This window comes from Sphingobacterium hungaricum (assembly GCF_015210005.1).
Taxonomy (GTDB): Bacteria; Bacteroidota; Bacteroidia; order Sphingobacteriales; family Sphingobacteriaceae; genus Sphingobacterium; species Sphingobacterium hungaricum.
Genome location: NZ_MU158698.1, coordinates 2,799,914 through 2,816,855 on the forward strand (window position 1 = coordinate 2,799,914; position 16,942 = coordinate 2,816,855).

Genomic DNA, 16,942 nt, shown 5'->3' on the forward strand with positions numbered 1-16,942 from the left:
ATTTGGTATAACTAACTGTTATGCCATGAGAAAAACGATTATAAATTATGTGTGGCTTATTGTGCTGTTTTTATGCACATCGCTAGAAGCTTACTCGCAAGATTATTTAGATTTAATCCGTATCGGATATAGTCAGGCAAATCTAGGATACGCCGATGATGACGCCAAATCGAAATTGAAATCTTTTGATGCAAATGTTATGATTCCCATTGTTATCAATGAATCATCAGCAGTTCTTACGGGAGTAGATTTTAATTCTAGAAATTTAGCATTGATGCCTGATGCATCCACAACTTCACTTTTTAACGCCGGATTAAGGCTTGGATTTTCAAAAACTTTTAATGAGAAATGGAATGGGTACTTTGTAGCGATGCCTAAGGTTTCTTCGGATTTCGATTCCAACATTGGATCTTCATTTCTGTTAGGAGGGCTGGCAATGGCAAAATATGTTAAGCGAGAGAATTTAACGTACAAAATGGGATTATATGGCTCGCAAGAGGCTTATGGTTTCTTTGGAACACCCATATTAGGCATCTTTTACCGCAGTCCGAATGAAAAGCTGACTTTAGATCTTTCATTACCGCTACTCGGTGACTTGAATTATGGACTATCAAACAGTTCGTCGATAGGTGTCGATTTTCAGGCTGTACGCAGAAGTTTCTACCTAGGCGAAGACAATGCGACACAACAGTATGTTGAAAACAACGAAATTATATTGGCTCCATATTATCAATTCCGAACATTAGATAACAAATTGTTATTCCGCGCAAAGGCAGGATATTCTACAGCAGATTTTGGAGTTTATTCAACCTCTTCAGAAAAAATGATTGGGCTATCAGCCTTTAATTTTGGCGATAACCGAACACAATCGAATTTAGAAACAAGCGGTGGCCTGTATTTTAATGTGCAAGTTGTTTTTAGAGTGAGTACGAAGAAGTAAAAGGATTATTAAGATGTGTAAATAAAAAAGTCTGTTAGAAATGCATCTAACAGACTTTTTTAATAGCTAGACAGCAGTGTATCCACCATCAACTAAGAAGTAGGAGCCTGTTATAAAAGAGGATTGGTCCGAACTTAAAAATAGAACCATATTGGCCACATCTTCGGGCTGTCCCAATCGTCCGATTGAATGTTTCTGTTTTAAAGACTCTAACAATTCTGCATTCGCATGATCTTCCAATAATGGCGTTAAGATATAGCCAGGGCCAACAGCATTGCATCGAATGTTTTTAGCTCCATATTCAGCACCAATATTTTTTGTTAAGCCAACGACTGCGTGTTTGCTAGACGTGTAAGCGCTCGACATTGGGGCAGCAACAGTACCATGCACTGAAGATATATTGACAATATTTCCGCCAGCATTTTTTTCCATTGCTTTTAGTTGGTATTTGCAACCATAGAAAACGCCGTTTAAGTTAATATCTAAAACTTTCTTCCAACTATCCAAATCATAATCTCCAGTCAAGGCTGCTTCCCCTCCAACGCCGGCGTTATTGCAAGCAATATCTAATTTGCCAAACTGTTCTACAGTAGCTTGAACAAGTTGTTCATTGTCTTCTGCTTTTGACGTATCGGCTTTGAAAAATTTAGCATTGCCACCTGATTGGATAATCAAGTCAACAGTCTCTTGACCTCCTTTTTCATTGATATCAGAAACCATTACTGATGCTCCTTCATTCGCGTAGGAAATAGCGACAGCCCTTCCGATTCCTGATCCTGCATCCGTTACAAGCGCAACTTTATTTTCTAAACTTTTCATTTTATTTTGAATTTGATAGTAATAATACCTTAAATGGATAAGAAATGTTTAGAATAGCAATTTATATTACACTTACTTGATATATCAATTAAACTCAAATCTACTAAGGATCCAAAGGTTCATCAGGGTCGATCGTTAGCGATTCATAGCGGGGCTGAAATTCGATAATGACATCGCTAATGCGTTTGCCCAACGAATATGGAACATAGCCCAGCTCTTTGATACAGCGATCGGCCATTTTTTCGACAGCATCGATATGTGAAACTGCGCTGTTGATAATCGCAAATTTATCCGATGGAAAACCATAGTTGATCATGATTCGGGAGGTGTTTCTCAAGTTCGTTGTTGTATGACGAGCATGGGGATCAATCAAAATGGCTTCTTCAGGAACCTGCATTACCGTAATCAGGTATTTTTTCATCTCGATAGCCTCGATGTAAGGGGTTTTGAAAGGGTGAACTCGACCACCTGAAACCACAATAAAAGGTGCTAATCCATCGAAATAACTTCGAGCAGCTTGCCGGCAGCGCAACATGCCGCCAGGACTAATTGCTTGATCATATTGGCCTGGCCCTGCGCCAAGCGTTAGCAATAAACTGTATGGGTATTTTTTAAAATCTGTTTTTGCGATTTGTTCGAAGGCTTTTTTGTTTTCCAATTCAACCAAAGGTTCTAATTGCGCAGCATCCCAGCGCTCATTCACTTCCAATAAGCGAACAACGAGCAACATGGTTTCAAAAAACCGATCATGGTCTGTCCGTATATCTTTGAGCACATCTTGGCGAACATCTTTTAGTAAAGTGAGGTAAGATTTCTTAGAGATATCGAAAGAGATAGAATCTATGCGCGGATAATTTGGTTTTTTTGCGCCAGCATAGACATCAATGACATAATTCATTGCGTTAAGATCCTGTTCAATTGCTTTTAGCAAATAATCTTTCGCAGTCAATTCTTTCTGTAAGCCATATGTTTTCGACGGGATTAATTTTGAAGAAACCAACGCTTGAAGCGCTTGGTTTGTTTCAAACGCTTTGGCAAAAGCAGAAGAGATTCCTTCCATTTCTGGAGAAGACCATTTGAATGCTTGAACTAAACAATCAACTGTTGTGCAGTCGATCGCTTGATCCAATCGAGAATGCCTCGCTGAAAGAATGTCGCTAATAGCTTTTGTTTGCGTCAACTCTTTTGTTAAGCTGCTATCGGTTAACAGGAGGAATGTTGCATAATAATTCTTTCCGATGATCCAATCTTGCGTCGTCTTAAAAGGCTTATCCTGCCCCCAAACCGTATTGGAAACCAATACGATTAGAGACAGGATAAGCACAGTTGATCTTTTTAAGGAGCTGTTAGTAACCCTCATTTTGATACATTTTTTCAGGATTCAATTTATATTCATCGAATGGAATCGGGTAATAGCGGTCTTTCGTGCTAATGTTTGAAAGCTTCGCATTTCCAAAATTCTCTTGTTTCTTTGTTCCGAAATAGGTCACCAATTCTTGAGCCGTATAATTGCGGATCAAATCAAACCACCGATGGTTTTCAAAAGCCAATTCTACGCGGCGCTCATGAAGCAAAGCTTCTTTCAATGTTGGATAGTTTGTGTTGTAAGTCGCGTTTGTTCTTGAAACTGCATAGGATGGAAGTCCTGCTCTTTCGCGTACTTCATCCAAAATTGCGATTGCTTCTGCATCTTTGCCTAAGTTCATTTTTGTTTCAGCCAATAAAAGCATCACATCCGCATAGCGAATCAAGATCCAGTCATTTCCGCCCCAGCCATTTTCTCCAGCTGCGGAGCTTGCGTCTCTAAATTTAGTGATAAACCAATCATTTACTTGAGCGTCAGTTGCAAATTTGATAGAAAACGTTTTTCTAGCATCATTGGCTTCATAGTCATACACCAAGTCGTGCGTTACATTACCGCCAGAACCCGTAGAAGGTCTTAATGAGTTAATGAATTCACCTCTTGCTTGATTATTTGCTGCGATGCTCGAATGATAATTCTGATCTCCTTGAATGTTTTGGACTTGGAAAATCAATTCCTTATTTGTTGTTTTCTTAGCAACATCAAATACATCTGCATAAGGAATCTCCGTCAATTTTCCGAATGTACGCATCCCATAAGCCAATGTCAATTGTGCTTCTGCTAATTGATAATTTTCTTGCTTGTTTGCGGCTAAAGTGGATCCCATTGTCAAATAGACTTGGCCTAATAAAGAATGGATAGCGGCTTTAGATGCTCTTCCGATCTGGTAATCCCATTGTGTATTCGGAATATTGCTTGTCAATGCATCTTGCAGATCTTGAACAATTTGCTGATAAACAACGTCTTCTTTCTGTCTAAATGCTAAAGCATCTACTTCGTCTTTGTTCGTTAACATGGTTGTCGACAAAGGAATATCTCCCCATTTTCTAACCATATGGAAATAAAGCAATGCGCGAATGAATTTCGTTTCTGCTTTATAGCGTTCTCTGGTGTTCTCATCTGCAAAAGTTACCTTATCGATATTTGATAATAATGCGTTGCAACGATAGATACCTTCGTACATTTTTACCCAATGAGTTTTCAAATAAGTATTTCCTGCAAGAAGGGAGAAGTCATTAAATTGAAAAGGTTCACCCGCATTGGATTGGTTGTCATCACGTCCGGTATTATCCGAACGTTCTTCACTGTATAATGCACTTGTTTCGCCAATTCCGCTTCCAGAACGAAGGATGTTATACACACCGTTTACAGCTAATAGAACATCATTTTCTGTCTTAAAATACGTGTCAACAGCGACCGCATTTGGATTTGTTTGGTTTAGAAAATCCTTTTCGCAACTAGCTGTAGCGAATAACAAAAAGGGTAATAAATATATCTTCTTCATTTTATTAATTTCTTTAGAATGTTACTTTTAAACCTAAATTAAATGATCTTACTAATGGGTATTCTCCATAATCCACGCCCGGAGTCAAGTTTCCACGCTGATCGTAATCTGCTTCAGGATTGTATCCTTTGTATTTTGAAATCGTAAATGGATTGTCCACACTTGCATAGATTCTCAAACCAGAAATATCTAGTTTTGAAGTGAATGCTGGGGTGAATGAATAACCCACGATGATATTTGTCATGCGGAAATAAGAGCCGTCTTGCAGATAGAAAGTTGATAAACGAGTGCTGTTACTTTGTGTTCCACCGCGAGACGCTCTGTATACTTCGCCGTTGCCTGGATCTGCAGATGATCTCCAACGCTGATCTACCGAAGCATAATTATTTCCCGAACCCTCCATGTTGTACAAGTAGTAATCGTATCCGTCCAATATTTCATTTCCTTGAGAACCATTGAATGAGGCGCGGATATCAAAGCGTTTGTAGCTTGCATTGATCGCAAATCCATAGGTGAAATCTGGATAAGGATTTCCAATGACACGCTTGTCATTGTCATTGACAATGCCATCGCCATTCACATCTTCAAAATATAAATCTCCCGGCTGTAATGGTGTTGTTGATGCTGCCGAAGGTGCTACAGAACTGTAATTTTCTTCCGTTGCAATTCCTAACACTTTGAATCCGTAGAACATTCCGACAGGACTTCCTTGTTGCGTCACGTGTGTAATGTATGAACGTTCGGCACCATTGGTCAAGATGGTCGAAGCTCCACCCATATCCAATACTTTATTTCTGTTCAGGCTGATGTTTCCGCTAAAGCCTAATTGGAAATCTTGCTTGCGGATGATTGTTGCATCAGCTTGAAAATCGAATCCTTTGTTCTGAACTTTACTGTCTCTTAAATTGGTCAAGATTGTTGTTGTTCCTGAAACTGCTGAAACAGGTTGCTCGAACAATAAGTTGTAGGACTGACTGATATAGTAGTTAGCTAAAATATTTAATCGGCCATTGAATAGTCCCAAATCCAAACCTAGGTTGTATTGAGAAGTTGATTCCCAACCTAAGGTCGAATCAAACAATTTATTTGGCCAGTAGGCAGTACCGACTTGACCATCAAAGACAACGCCTCCAGGAGAACTGAATTCGGTTATTGTACGGTAATCTCCGATGTTGTTATTTCCACTTACACCCCAGCTTCCACGGAATTTAACCGTAGAATTTTGGCCTAACCATGCATCGTAAAAATCTTCATTCGATAAAGTCCATCCTGCAGATACCGAAGGGAAGATACCCCATTTATTATCCGGTCCGAAACGAGAAGAACCATCTGTACGGAACGATGCCGAAAGGAAATATTTTGAATCGTAGTTATAGTTCACACGACTGAAATACGATTGCATAGTCGTTACGCGTTTGAAAGCATTTAACAACGTGAAGTTAGCAGCGTCAGCGCCTTTATCCGTGATTTCTCCTATCGCATCGTTCTGAAAACCATTCGCCCTAACTTCCATGTAATCAGTGTTAGTCTGCTGCGCAGAATAACCCAATAAAGCAGTTACATTATGCTTTCCTCCGAATTGTTTATCGTAGTTTAATGTGAATTCACCTAACTTATCGATTTCACTTCGCGTAATCGCATCTGCATAAGCCGCTGTGATTGCTTGAGGAGAACCTGGTCTGTAATTTCCATTACTGATACTTGTCGGACGGTAGTAATCGTATTTCTCATCATAAGTTTGAATACCTCCGTTAAATTTCAGATTTAAGCCATCCAAGATTTTGAAATCCGCAAAACCATTGTAAACACCGCGTCTTCCTTTGCGCTGGTTTTTGATTTTGGTCACATAAGCCAAAGGATTTTCAGGGTTCTGAATACCGAAATTGTTTGCTGAAAGCTCCGCCATATTGTATTGCGCAATACTTCCATCTTCATTGTAAGCAGGTAATGTAGGCAGATAAATCAATGCCGCCATCGAAGGGCTTCTGTCATAACGACCAGTCGTCACTTCATTGTTGTCATTCATGGTGAATGAAACATTCGCGCCAACAGTCAATCGTTCACCAATTTTAGAATCTACATTTGAACGGAAGTTGAATACTTCTTGGTTCGTTCCTAGCATAATTCCTTCTTGATCTTGGTAAGATCCACTTAAGAAATATTTCGTTTTATCATTTCCCCCATAGAATGAAACGTTATGGCGCTGAAATGGAGCGTTTCTATACAATTCGTCCTGCCAATCCGTATTGTATTGTGCTGGTTTAGCCATCGCAGATCCGAAATCATAATATTCTTCCGGAATAGAAACCGAACCGGCATTTCCGACACGCGAAACACGCTCTTGGTTTGTGTGTGATTTGAATGCATCAGACCATTCTACACCTCTAGCTGCTAATAAATCCCTATACGAATTATTACGCCCATCAATTAATAAATCAATAAATTGGTCCGAATTTAATACATCAACTTTTTTTGATAACTGTCCAAAGCCAGCCAATACTTCATAATCTACATTGGCTCTGCCTTCTTTACCACGTTTTGTGGTGATCAAAACAACCCCACCAGCAGCACGAGAACCATAAATTGCTGCAGAAGCAGCATCTTTTAAGATATCAATCGTCTCGATGTCATTCGGATTGATGTTTAAATTATTTCCGGCAGGGTAACCATCTACCACATATAATGGGTCGGAACCCGCATTGATTGAACTCACGCCGCGAACGCGGATTTTAGTTCCATCATAAGGCGCGCCACTTGTTTGCGAGATTTGAACACCTGCAACTTTACCTACCAGAGCTTGGCCTAACTTCGGAGAGGTCAGGTTCAGTTCTTCTGCTTTTACAGAAGCAATCGCACCAGTCACATCCGACTTTCTTATTTTTTGATACCCAATAGATACCGTAACCTCTTCGATTTCATTATCGGTAGTGACTAAGGTAATGTTTTGGTTGTTTTGGTTAAGCTGTGCTTCTAGCGTTAAGTAACCAAGGTAAGTAATGGAGATGCGGTCGCCTAAATTTCCGTCGATCGCAAATTCACCATTTGCATTGGTCTGAACCATTTGATTGTTCGTCAGGTTTTTTACTGTTGCTCCAATGATTGCGGCACCATTTTCATCAATGACCTTTCCGCTAACTTTTTGTTGATAGCTGGATGTCGCTTTTGATGCATATTCCTTCGCCTGCGAATGGGGCAGAAAGGAGGGGCTCATCGTCAAACAAAATAGACCTACGGCCATAGAATATCTTAAAGATATGTTCATAAAATGTATTGTTATTTAAATGAAAAGTTGAACATTTTGAATGCGACAAAGCTATTGGAATCGCGTTAGCATGCGATTAGGAGAGTATTATCAGTATATTAACTTCGGGTAGCTATGTTACCATATCGTTATTTTTCGATAATCATTTTGATATCAAGCAAGGATTGTTACGGCACCTATTTCGAAAATTCACAGACAGTAGGAACAAAATTCACGAAATCATTGAGTCCTAATTTATTAAAGCATGTATAGCTGGTGAAGAGGAACAAATAGTAAAAATCCATTTTTTTTAATGGACAATACTTCTTGCTATCTGAATAGATTTATTAAATTGAACTTTTATTTTCAGCTAATTCGTAATTATGGAAAAAATCACCTATACCATTGCTTTGTTATGTTTCGCGTTGCAAAGTTTCGCACAAGAATTTAGATTTCAGACGAAGTTTGATGATGCGATTCCGGTATTAAACCTAGGAACTTTTCACATGGGTTATACACCTGATGCAAATAAGGTGGAGTTCGATGAGTACGATAAGGAGAATGTTGCTCAAATTCATGAGATCGCTAAAGCATTGGCTGCATTTAAACCTACGGTGATTGTGGTCGAAACAACAGCGAACTATCAGCCGACATTGGAAAAACTGTATAAGGCTTATCTCCAAAATCCAGCAATGACCTTTGAAAAACCAAACGAGGTTGAGTTGCTGGCTTATGAAATTGGGCGATTGAGTGGGGCGGAGCGAATTTATGGGATCAATTATAAGGAGGAATATAATTATGGTCTGTATTGGAGCCTGCCGAATAAAGTCGACTCCACGATATTTCCAAAATATGAAAAATTGTTCAAGAAAAACGAAGCAATTTATGTAGAGAAGTTCGGTGAACCGAAGACTGTATTGGATTTGTTGGTGCAGACCAATCATCCAGATTACCTTGATTTTTTAATCAATGTAAATGCAGACATGCTGACCTATGTATCTTCCAAAGGGAAAGCGGAAGGAGCGGACGAAGCGGCTAAATTTTACCACCGGAACCTGGTTATGTTTTCTAACTTAAATCAAATTCAATTGACTAAGGACGACCGCGTTTTTATTCTGATGGGAGCGACCCATACAGCTTATTTTAATGAATTTATGAAACGAAGCCCAAAATACAAAGTGGTTGATGTGTTTGACTATCTGAAATAAAGTTTTTAAAATACCAACGTGGCAATCATGGAGGAGAAGCCTGTTTTGTAAAGCACTTCCATCGAATGTGGTTTTATGTTTTCGTTTTCGCTGATACAATAGGAGTAGATTGAAATCAACTGGTTCTGGCTGTTGAATTCATAGACATCGCAAGAAGAAATTCTAGAAACTAATTTTTTATTGTTAAAAAATTCTGCCGTTCCATTGATGGAAACGGATGTTTCGTTTTCAATGGTTTGATGTATGTAGAAGTTCTTTTCGACTGCATTAAAATAGTCCATCACTTTCTCACAGAATTCCAAAATAGCATTTCTGCCTGATAAATATTGTTGGCCTGGCGTATTCCAAAACGTTGAGTCGCTGATATAGGGGTAACACTTAGCAAATTCTCCGTTTGAAAATGCTTGCGCAATAGCTAATTTGTTCATTTCGATTAAGTTTAGCGATCTGAAATTTATTAGCTAAAATAAAGTTATTTGTAAAGAAATCAACTTGCCTTATGTCAAGAAATGGTTTGCAAATTCAAAATTCAAAAGTTAAAATTAAAAAACATGTATGGGTATTAGTCATTTCGCTAGCAACCGCGTTTCGTCTTAGGTCGCTAAATGACTAATACTCAGAAAGTATTTTCTATTTTCGAATTACTAATTCTGACTATTGAGTTGCCCCAAGAAACTTGTTATAAGCAATAATTAACGCCTCTTTCTTTGCCGGATCTAAGGCAAGATCATAAATCGGGATTAACTTATTTCCTTGATTATGAAAATCGACTAAGGTTACGTTTTCTTCAGTCAAACTGTCAAAACCTTTATAATTTATTCTCTCTTTTTTGTAATTGGTAATGTCAATCATCCAGATATTAGGCGATGGATTTAAACCGTCAATTACCTCAACGTACATGTTTTCTTTTAACGGAGCTGCCTCTTCTGGTTTGACCGTATAAACATGTGCGGCAGGATTAAAATAATAAGGGATGTTATAAATAAACCAATAATCACTGTTAGATTTTCTATCTTCTGCATATCGATATAGGTAATCTATCCGTGAACCAATTGTTATATTTGTTAATAGGTGAGTTCCATATAGCTTAATAATGTCATCAGCGGATTTTGTTGACAAGTCATTTTTGAATTCGTCGGTAAGGTAGTTTGTTAGAAACCACTCATCTCTACCTTGAGGATAATTAATCCTCATTAAAGTGGAAGCCCATAACTCGGATATTCCATAAAATTTATAGGATAGATTTTCGAATGTTTTATCATTTTCAAATTTATTTTCAAAATGAGCTTTGAATAAATTTGTGTAACGCAACAACTCATCACTGGTAAAACCAGCTTTTTCGCTTATCGTAGCCAAAACCTGTTCTTTTGTACCACCTGTTGGTAACTCTGTTCCTCGGGAATTGGTTTTTGAAATAGTAATCAAACTCTTGTTTTCATTGTAGAATTTTGAAGCATTCATTATTTTACCTTTAATATAAGCCGGATGAGCGTATTTTCCGGTTGCATCGTATCCATATCCCAACATAAATAGTTCTTCCGAACCCCATTTTTTTTCTACAGCAATGGTTTTCGATGTGGATAAATCGATACCTGTTTTGTAGATGTTTTCTTCAGTCTCAACTGGAAGTTCGATAGTATCAGAGCATGACATTAAAGCCGTGGCAAAAAAGAAAAAAAGGAAATACTTACTCATAAAATTTGTTAACTAATTATTTTTACTGTCGTGGAATTTAAATTCATAATTTATAAATATTAATTCAAAGATAAATAACTAAATTCATTTTTAATAAAAAATAAGATATTGGGAAAGATTAAAATTAAAGACCTACTTGAATTTTTTTTAATTGCGAACGATATCAAATTTATACGAGGCGATTCCTTATTTTTACGTTGATTACCGAACTAATAATTAAAAGTAGCCATCTTAAATAAGGCTGAAATTGATCGAATGGTCTAACATACGTGGTCCTAAATCTAAAAACAATGAGAAGATACACTTATATCGCAATACTACTGCTGCTTACGACTTGGCTAATGACTGGATTTGCGGTGGATGATGAATTTTCAGATGAGTTTCGATTTTTTGTCAAACATCGACCTTTCGTTACCTATTATTTCAAATCGCCATTGGGAATGCAAGACATGCCAACAGATTATCCTTCTAATAAAATGGCTGAATACAGCAGTTATCGCGAATTTGTTTTAGATAAGCATTGGTCGTCGGATATAGAATGGGTTGCCGAAATACTTTTATTATTGACCGTCATTTCAATAGGATATGTGTTTGTGCAATGGGCGCGTACGAATAAAATAGATGCTGATGGTCCAAAATAGGGTGTAAACTTGGTGAACGATTGCTGTTTCGGTTTACTTTATACATAGGTCAAAAATTATATAATGTTTTATGCCAAACTCCTTTCCCCAGTTCTCCACATCTTTGCCGCTACTATCCACTGCACAGTACATTTTATAATTCCCTTTCTCATACGGCAAAATATATGCAAATGCATGAAAGGATTTGCCTACTTCGATATCCATATGTTTGCCTATGTCTCTCAAAGAATAGTCATCGGAATCAATGGCATCGAACAGTTTCTCGTAGGTGAAATTTTTGAAATTGAAAAATAGTTTTAATTTTTCAGCGTTGAATTTCTTGCCTATCAGACTGAAATGTAAGGTGTCTGAGTCTATTGCTCCAAAATTTGTGATTTTAGCAGTATTCAAGATGGTGTCAATTTTGGAGACTACACCGTCTGAAATCGTTTTGGATATGACCATGTAATTCCTTCCCTTAAGTCCTGGCCCAGCTATCTTAACGTCGAAGTAGTCAATTTTTTCAAATTTTAGAATATCGCGAAGCTCGCTATTTCCTGTGCCATAATCAGGTTTCATTTTCAATTGTCCCAGTGCTGCTAATGGAAGTAAAAGCAGCGTAAATAAAAAAGTTTTCATAGTGTAATATTAATTTTTAGAAGTTATAAAGAATACGTTTCTTCCATGTTATTAAAAAAAAACCTATCTCCAAAGTCTTATAAATTCATCCACAGCTCTATTTATTCCTTTATAATAGTTCCCTTCCCTAAATTCAGGCATAATAATACTATCCAATACCTGTTGACAAATCTCATCCGTCAAAATATGTTTTGTACCGATTCCTGTATTTATTCGGATCATGCGGAGTCCAGGGCTTAAACAAATTGCTATTCCGTTATTTTTTTCTGCTGTTCCAACACCCCAATAATTCGATAAATCAATGCTGAATTGATCAAAGTTATCTTCTGTAAGTTTATCAGAATTAATGCTTATAATCGCTATTTGGTTGCTGGTTTTTTCGTCGTAGGCTCGGAGTTTGTTTTCTAACAAATTAGTTTCAGTAGAATCTAATATAGAAGCAAAATCATTTACGTAGCCTATTGGGATTTGGAAGTCGGGATTTTTGAAGACACTGCTGTCGTTAAAGTTTTCAGCAAAAGGAGTCCTGATGCTACTCGTTTGTGACTAGGAGCAGCTTGAGAGCATAAAAGCTGAAACTAATGTAAGTAGTAATTTTAGGATAATCGAAGCATGTTTAGTTCATGTAAGCATTAGATAAAATTAATAAATTTATTTAAATTAATTATTTACCTTATAAATAATTTTTAATTAGCATATCAGAATTTCATTCTGATATGCGGAATACAATTTAACAGTCCTCGGGAATTAATTAGGGTTTCTCTTATTACTAAATTTGCGAGTTAAACTTAGCTCTCACTTTTTGTTAGTGGGATCCAGAACAACGACTTAAAATTATGAGTAGCTCTGGATATTTAGAGATCATAAGTTAGTTGTTATAAGAAAATCAGGATGTACTTTTGTAACATCCTGAAGCGCAATCGATTTTTATTATTGATTTACAATAACTGGTTTTCCATCTTTGCATCCAACAGTTGGTTTAATTACTGGGCTTTCAAAAAGGCATATTGTGCTTTCTAAATTCCGCTTTCTTAATATCAGACTATTATAAGCACCAACTAATAATGTCGCTTCATTTGTGCGAATGGTTTTATGAATAGCAAATCCTTCATAATTGCATAGCTGCTGTACATAATCAACGCTCCATTGGCTAGCGTCCGTACAAGGAATATCGTTGTAGAAATTTATTAAGGCATCGTAACGACCGACTAATGCATTATTTACCTCTTCTATTGAAAGATCTTCAGCATACGTTAACTTTACTTTTCCATTTTCGCAAGCTTTTTCGATTGGCGGATAGGATGCCATATAATCCAAAACAATCCCTTGTCTCATTGCCGTCTCGGTTACTTTCTTATCGTAATAATTTAATTCATCTTTAAGTGTTTCAAATCGTGCTTTTATAGAGGGATGAACGGCGAAATAGTATGTGTAATTGATTCCAGCACCTAATATTTCAAAATCATTAATATTCGTGCATGAAACAGATGCTACTAAATTTTCTATTTCTTTCGTTTTCTCGGAGGAAAGTTCACTCCAGTAGGCAATCGATTGTTCATCATCTTTAGAACATGACATGAAAAATGATAAAACAATCAATGGTAATAACAAGATGTAACTTTTCATAATAAGTTGTTTATTAGTTATATTTATTACCATGAACGGTTGTTTATTTCCTAACGCTACAAACATAGCGAATAACTTAATGTTTTAATGATGCTCATTTATTGCGTTTTAGAATGTTTATACTTATTTTACTGTCTCATTAGTTAGATAAGGTTATGTTCAAACATTTAAAATATATTGACGGTTCGTCGGATAAATTTTGGGAGATTCAAACGAATGATAATTCGCATACTGTAACGTATGGACGGAACGGAACTTCTGGCCAAAGCAAAACCAAATCTTTCGATTCAGAAGATGCCTGCCTAAAAGATGCCGAAAAATTAATCCTCGAAAAGACTAAAAAAGGCTATTCGGAAGATGGGTCGGTGATTCCTTCAGAGAAAAATGCCACAGGACAAACAAGCAAAAAGCCGTCTGCATCTGCTCTCCTAAAAGAGAAGATTGTTGATGCTTTGCATGATTTGATTAAGAAAGGCAATAAGCAAGGCATCATTCCATTTTTAGATCTGTATGCTAAAGGAAATCTTGAACTAATCAAAAAGGAATTACGCATCGCAAGGCGCTATTACATCACTTATGTTGATCTGACCAACGAGCCACAATTTAAGAATAACTCGAATTATAACTGGGGATATCGAGGGACAGAAAATCAACATCAAATTATTAACCTTCTTTCTTTAGCCGTTTATAACCAAACAGAAGCAAGAACTGTATTTGATTTTGTGAGGATGCTTGATATGCCTAAGAATCCGGAAGTGTGGGCAGTATTGCAATGGGCAAAACCTACTTGGCTGACTCCTTATCTATTGGATCAGCTACAGCGTAACAAATGGGCCAGAATAGGTTATTGGAATTTACGCTATTTGGAAGAAAATGATTTAGTCACTTTTGAACCGGAATTATATGCTCGCTCAGTTTCTCGGTTCGATGAAACTCGCGATAAAGATTTACAGCTAAAGAATCTGAATAGATTGGTCATCGATGCCCTCGCGTTGAAAAGAGATATTCCTTTGGTATTTGAGTACGAAACAGCCATACATACCTCTTATTATGACTATAATTACCAAAATAAAGTCAACGAACTGTTGTGGCATAAAGTGTTCGATGAATTGGTTGAGACAAATAAACTATCGAAAGAAGTTCTTTTATCTTCTGCTCTAGAAATACAAACTAAGAATTGGAACAGTAATTTAAAATCTTTTTTTAGAGGTTTGATTTTAAGATTGAATGCAGACGAAGCCACCTTACTAGCACATCAGCATCAGATTTTTCCGTTGTTGCATTCCGAAGATAGCAGTCCGATTAATTTTGCAATTAATCTACTAAAACCTCTACTTGATAATCAAGATTTTGATATGAATGAATTCTTGATATGGGTAGAACCAAATTTTATGCGCACAGATTTGAAAGGAGGCATAAAAACGTTGCTCATTCAGTTTGATAAATTGATGAAATCAAAACCTGAGCATAAAAGTAGAATAGTTCTTTTGGTTACAGACGTGTTTATGATTTCAGATTTTCAATTGCAAGAGCGAGCAAGCAAGTTTATACTAAAACATCAAGCAAGTGTTGATGAAAATCTTTCCGATAAGCTCAATACTTATTCCGCACAAATGCTTGGTTCTATTGCGCAAGACCTAAAATCTCTGATGGGTGCGGGGCAAACAGCTTATTCAGAGGAAGAAATATTAGCTACTTTATCTAGCGATGCTCAGGAATCCTATACTTATCAACCACAATCAGCCGAAAAACTTGTTCAGAAAATTAATTATCCCAGTTCGTGGAATGATATATTATTTCAAGTTGGACATGTCATTCATACGATAGATGAAGTACAAATGGAAATTTTAATGAATGCATGGATGATGCATAGTTCAGAATTTCCAGAAGATTATAAAAAACAACTTGAACCTTATGTTGAGAAGCTAAAGAAAACCTACGTAGAATCAAATTGGTTTGCTCATTTTTCGTCAATATTTATAAGCAGATATTACGATGTATCCAAAATATTTTATGACAACAACCGGCATTCCAACCACTCAAGAAATGCAAATACCGTCAATGATATTTTAGTTCTTATCCAACAAAGAATGTTTTCTAACATTCAATTGCCTTTATTAAGTCTTCCTACACATGAGCCTTTCTGGATAGACCCAGTCGTGTTGATTGAAAGGATTTTAGATTACGAAAAACAAGCTGTAGAAATCGATCTGCTAGATTTGTCCATTGCATTGAGCCGTACAGTGCGCGAGAATCTTCAGCAAGCTGAAACGAAATTGGTTGCTGTGAAAGATGAAAAGGTTAGGCAGATATTGTCTTATGCACTTGGATTTGAGAATCAATTAGCTGTCACAAAGAAATCTTGGCTATCATCAATTATTGGTTCATCCAATTCAAAAGATGCAGATTGGATTGGTATTTGGGCTACGGTCGCAAGATCAAATTATCCTGAAGGAATTTTTGATGAATTTGAAGAAACTGCATTAAAAGATGCACCCTATGCGGTCAGAGATTTTCGTCCAGAAATAAAAATCGAAGCATTCTATTATGATTACTACAATTATACGACGAAAAAGCCTCATTATATGGGAGAAGCAATCAAAGCTCCACTTCCTCCTTTTAAAGAATATCCAAAAACTTTTTTGTACGCAAAAGAAATATTTAACCGAGGAAATAATCCATTTTCGTCCTATTATATGTTAAGCCTTGATGTGCCTTATGCCTATAGTTTGATGCCTCAAAATCCAGATTCCGTTTCTTTTATTTATGGCGTAGCCTATAATAGTATGAGCTCCAATATTACTAAATCTTCCAAATCCTTATTGGAGCTGATGCTTTATCCTTTTTTTGAGTTTAGCAAACATTCCTTATTATTTTTAGCTACAAGTTGTTTTGGAGCTGATAAACTAGTGCGTGCAACTTGTGTAGAAGTTTTGATTCAAACGATAGCAGAAAACAGATTGCCGATCGTAGAGATGAGTAATTTCTATGCTTTCCTATTGAACGGTAATTATGGTCCTTACACTCGTTTTGTTGAAGTGCTGGAGCAATGCAAAGATGTTTCGGCAAAACAAAATGATGCACTTTTCCAGCTAATTGAAGGAACGGTTTCCCAGCTAGAGGTCGGCGAAAAGACGCCAACAAATTTTAAAAAGTTTTTGGAACTGTTTTATGACCTTCAGCAAAAAGGAAGTTACACCTTATCCGAAGAATTGTCTTCATCGCTAAAACAGTTTAATGCATATAAAGCTGTTCAACCTATTCTTAAAAAAATACTTAACTAAAAC

At 36.8% G+C, this 16,942-nt stretch carries 13 protein-coding genes; 4 read left to right on the forward strand and 9 right to left on the reverse strand.

The features are described from left to right. Window positions 1–25: 25 nt before the first annotated feature. On the forward strand, window positions 26–940 hold the full coding sequence (locus C4F49_RS15425; RefSeq protein ID WP_196936732.1) for a DUF6268 family outer membrane beta-barrel protein: 915 nt from the start codon (window positions 26–28) through the stop codon (window positions 938–940). A gap of 66 nt (window positions 941–1,006) precedes the next feature. On the opposite strand, the gene C4F49_RS15430 is transcribed toward C4F49_RS15425, so the two are convergent. The 4 genes from C4F49_RS15430 to C4F49_RS15445 form a co-directional block, all read right to left on the reverse strand. Then, entirely contained in the window at window positions 1,007–1,759 is a 753-nt protein-coding gene (locus C4F49_RS15430; protein WP_196936733.1) for an SDR family NAD(P)-dependent oxidoreductase, read from the reverse strand. A 103-nt stretch (window positions 1,760–1,862) separates the two neighbouring features. Beyond that, entirely contained in the window at window positions 1,863–3,083 is a 1,221-nt protein-coding gene (locus tag C4F49_RS15435) for a YdcF family protein (protein ID WP_231388334.1), read from the reverse strand. A 22-nt stretch (window positions 3,084–3,105) separates the two neighbouring features. Then, window positions 3,106–4,626 (reverse strand): RagB/SusD family nutrient uptake outer membrane protein, encoded by a 1,521-nt coding sequence (locus tag C4F49_RS15440; protein WP_196936735.1) that lies wholly within the window; start codon window positions 4,624–4,626, stop codon window positions 3,106–3,108. A 13-nt stretch (window positions 4,627–4,639) separates the two neighbouring features. Further along, window positions 4,640–7,888 carry a SusC/RagA family TonB-linked outer membrane protein gene (locus C4F49_RS15445; RefSeq protein ID WP_231388335.1) on the reverse strand — a complete coding sequence of 1,083 codons (3,249 nt, stop codon included), beginning with the start codon at window positions 7,886–7,888 and terminating at the stop codon, window positions 4,640–4,642. 362 nt (window positions 7,889–8,250) lie between these two features. On the opposite strand from C4F49_RS15445, the gene C4F49_RS15450 reads away from it, so the two are divergent. Then, the gene (locus C4F49_RS15450; RefSeq protein ID WP_196936736.1) at window positions 8,251–9,075 is read left to right on the forward strand and encodes a DUF5694 domain-containing protein; all 825 of its coding nucleotides are present in this window, start codon (window positions 8,251–8,253) and stop codon (window positions 9,073–9,075) included. A 5-nt stretch (window positions 9,076–9,080) separates the two neighbouring features. Here the strand turns inward: C4F49_RS15450 and C4F49_RS15455 are convergent, their stop codons facing one another. Together C4F49_RS15455 and C4F49_RS15460 are read right to left on the reverse strand one after the other, a co-directional pair. Continuing rightward, complete coding sequence (locus C4F49_RS15455; RefSeq protein ID WP_196936737.1) at window positions 9,081–9,503, reverse strand: hypothetical protein; 423 nt, start codon at window positions 9,501–9,503, stop codon at window positions 9,081–9,083. Between the two features lie 226 nt (window positions 9,504–9,729). After that, window positions 9,730–10,728: an MAC/perforin domain-containing protein gene (locus tag C4F49_RS15460; RefSeq protein ID WP_196936738.1), complete on the reverse strand. Its 999-nt coding sequence runs from the start codon at window positions 10,726–10,728 to the stop codon at window positions 9,730–9,732. 332 nt (window positions 10,729–11,060) lie between these two features. Here C4F49_RS15460 and C4F49_RS15465 point away from each other — a divergent pair, with 332 nt between their 5' ends. Next, window positions 11,061–11,411: a hypothetical protein gene (locus C4F49_RS15465; protein WP_196936739.1), complete on the forward strand. Its 351-nt coding sequence runs from the start codon at window positions 11,061–11,063 to the stop codon at window positions 11,409–11,411. Window positions 11,412–11,444: 33 nt separating this feature from the next. Here the strand turns inward: C4F49_RS15465 and C4F49_RS15470 are convergent, their stop codons facing one another. From C4F49_RS15470 to C4F49_RS15480, 3 genes are all read right to left on the reverse strand, one after another. After that, window positions 11,445–12,029, reverse strand: a complete 585-nt coding sequence (locus C4F49_RS15470) for a hypothetical protein (RefSeq protein WP_196936740.1) — start codon at window positions 12,027–12,029, stop codon at window positions 11,445–11,447. Between the two features lie 63 nt (window positions 12,030–12,092). After that, window positions 12,093–12,560, reverse strand: coding sequence for a TPM domain-containing protein (locus tag C4F49_RS15475; RefSeq protein WP_196937293.1), 468 nt, complete (start codon window positions 12,558–12,560; stop codon window positions 12,093–12,095). Window positions 12,561–12,959: 399 nt separating this feature from the next. Then, window positions 12,960–13,655: a hypothetical protein gene (locus tag C4F49_RS15480; RefSeq protein WP_196936741.1), complete on the reverse strand. Its 696-nt coding sequence runs from the start codon at window positions 13,653–13,655 to the stop codon at window positions 12,960–12,962. A gap of 155 nt (window positions 13,656–13,810) precedes the next feature. Between C4F49_RS15480 and C4F49_RS15485 the strand changes: the two genes are divergently transcribed. Next, window positions 13,811–16,939 (forward strand): DUF6493 family protein, encoded by a 3,129-nt coding sequence (locus C4F49_RS15485; protein WP_196936742.1) that lies wholly within the window; start codon window positions 13,811–13,813, stop codon window positions 16,937–16,939. The last annotated feature ends 3 nt before the right edge of the window (window positions 16,940–16,942 follow it).

What these genes read in the sequence shown, in the direction of transcription:
- C4F49_RS15425 (WP_196936732.1), top strand. Translation starts at nt 26, where the DNA reads ATGAGAAAAACGATTATAAATTATGTGTGGCTTATTGTGCTGTTTTTA.
- C4F49_RS15430 (WP_196936733.1), bottom strand. Translation starts at nt 1,759, where the DNA reads ATGAAAAGTTTAGAAAATAAAGTTGCGCTTGTAACGGATGCAGGATCA.
- C4F49_RS15440 (WP_196936735.1), bottom strand. Translation starts at nt 4,626, where the DNA reads ATGAAGAAGATATATTTATTACCCTTTTTGTTATTCGCTACAGCTAGT.
- C4F49_RS15445 (WP_231388335.1), bottom strand. Translation starts at nt 7,888, where the DNA reads ATGAACATATCTTTAAGATATTCTATGGCCGTAGGTCTATTTTGTTTG.
- C4F49_RS15450 (WP_196936736.1), top strand. Translation starts at nt 8,251, where the DNA reads ATGGAAAAAATCACCTATACCATTGCTTTGTTATGTTTCGCGTTGCAA.
- C4F49_RS15455 (WP_196936737.1), bottom strand. Translation starts at nt 9,503, where the DNA reads ATGAACAAATTAGCTATTGCGCAAGCATTTTCAAACGGAGAATTTGCT.
- C4F49_RS15460 (WP_196936738.1), bottom strand. Translation starts at nt 10,728, where the DNA reads ATGTCATGCTCTGATACTATCGAACTTCCAGTTGAGACTGAAGAAAAC.
- C4F49_RS15465 (WP_196936739.1), top strand. Translation starts at nt 11,061, where the DNA reads ATGAGAAGATACACTTATATCGCAATACTACTGCTGCTTACGACTTGG.
- C4F49_RS15470 (WP_196936740.1), bottom strand. Translation starts at nt 12,029, where the DNA reads ATGAAAACTTTTTTATTTACGCTGCTTTTACTTCCATTAGCAGCACTG.
- C4F49_RS15480 (WP_196936741.1), bottom strand. Translation starts at nt 13,655, where the DNA reads ATGAAAAGTTACATCTTGTTATTACCATTGATTGTTTTATCATTTTTC.
- C4F49_RS15485 (WP_196936742.1), top strand. Translation starts at nt 13,811, where the DNA reads ATGTTCAAACATTTAAAATATATTGACGGTTCGTCGGATAAATTTTGG.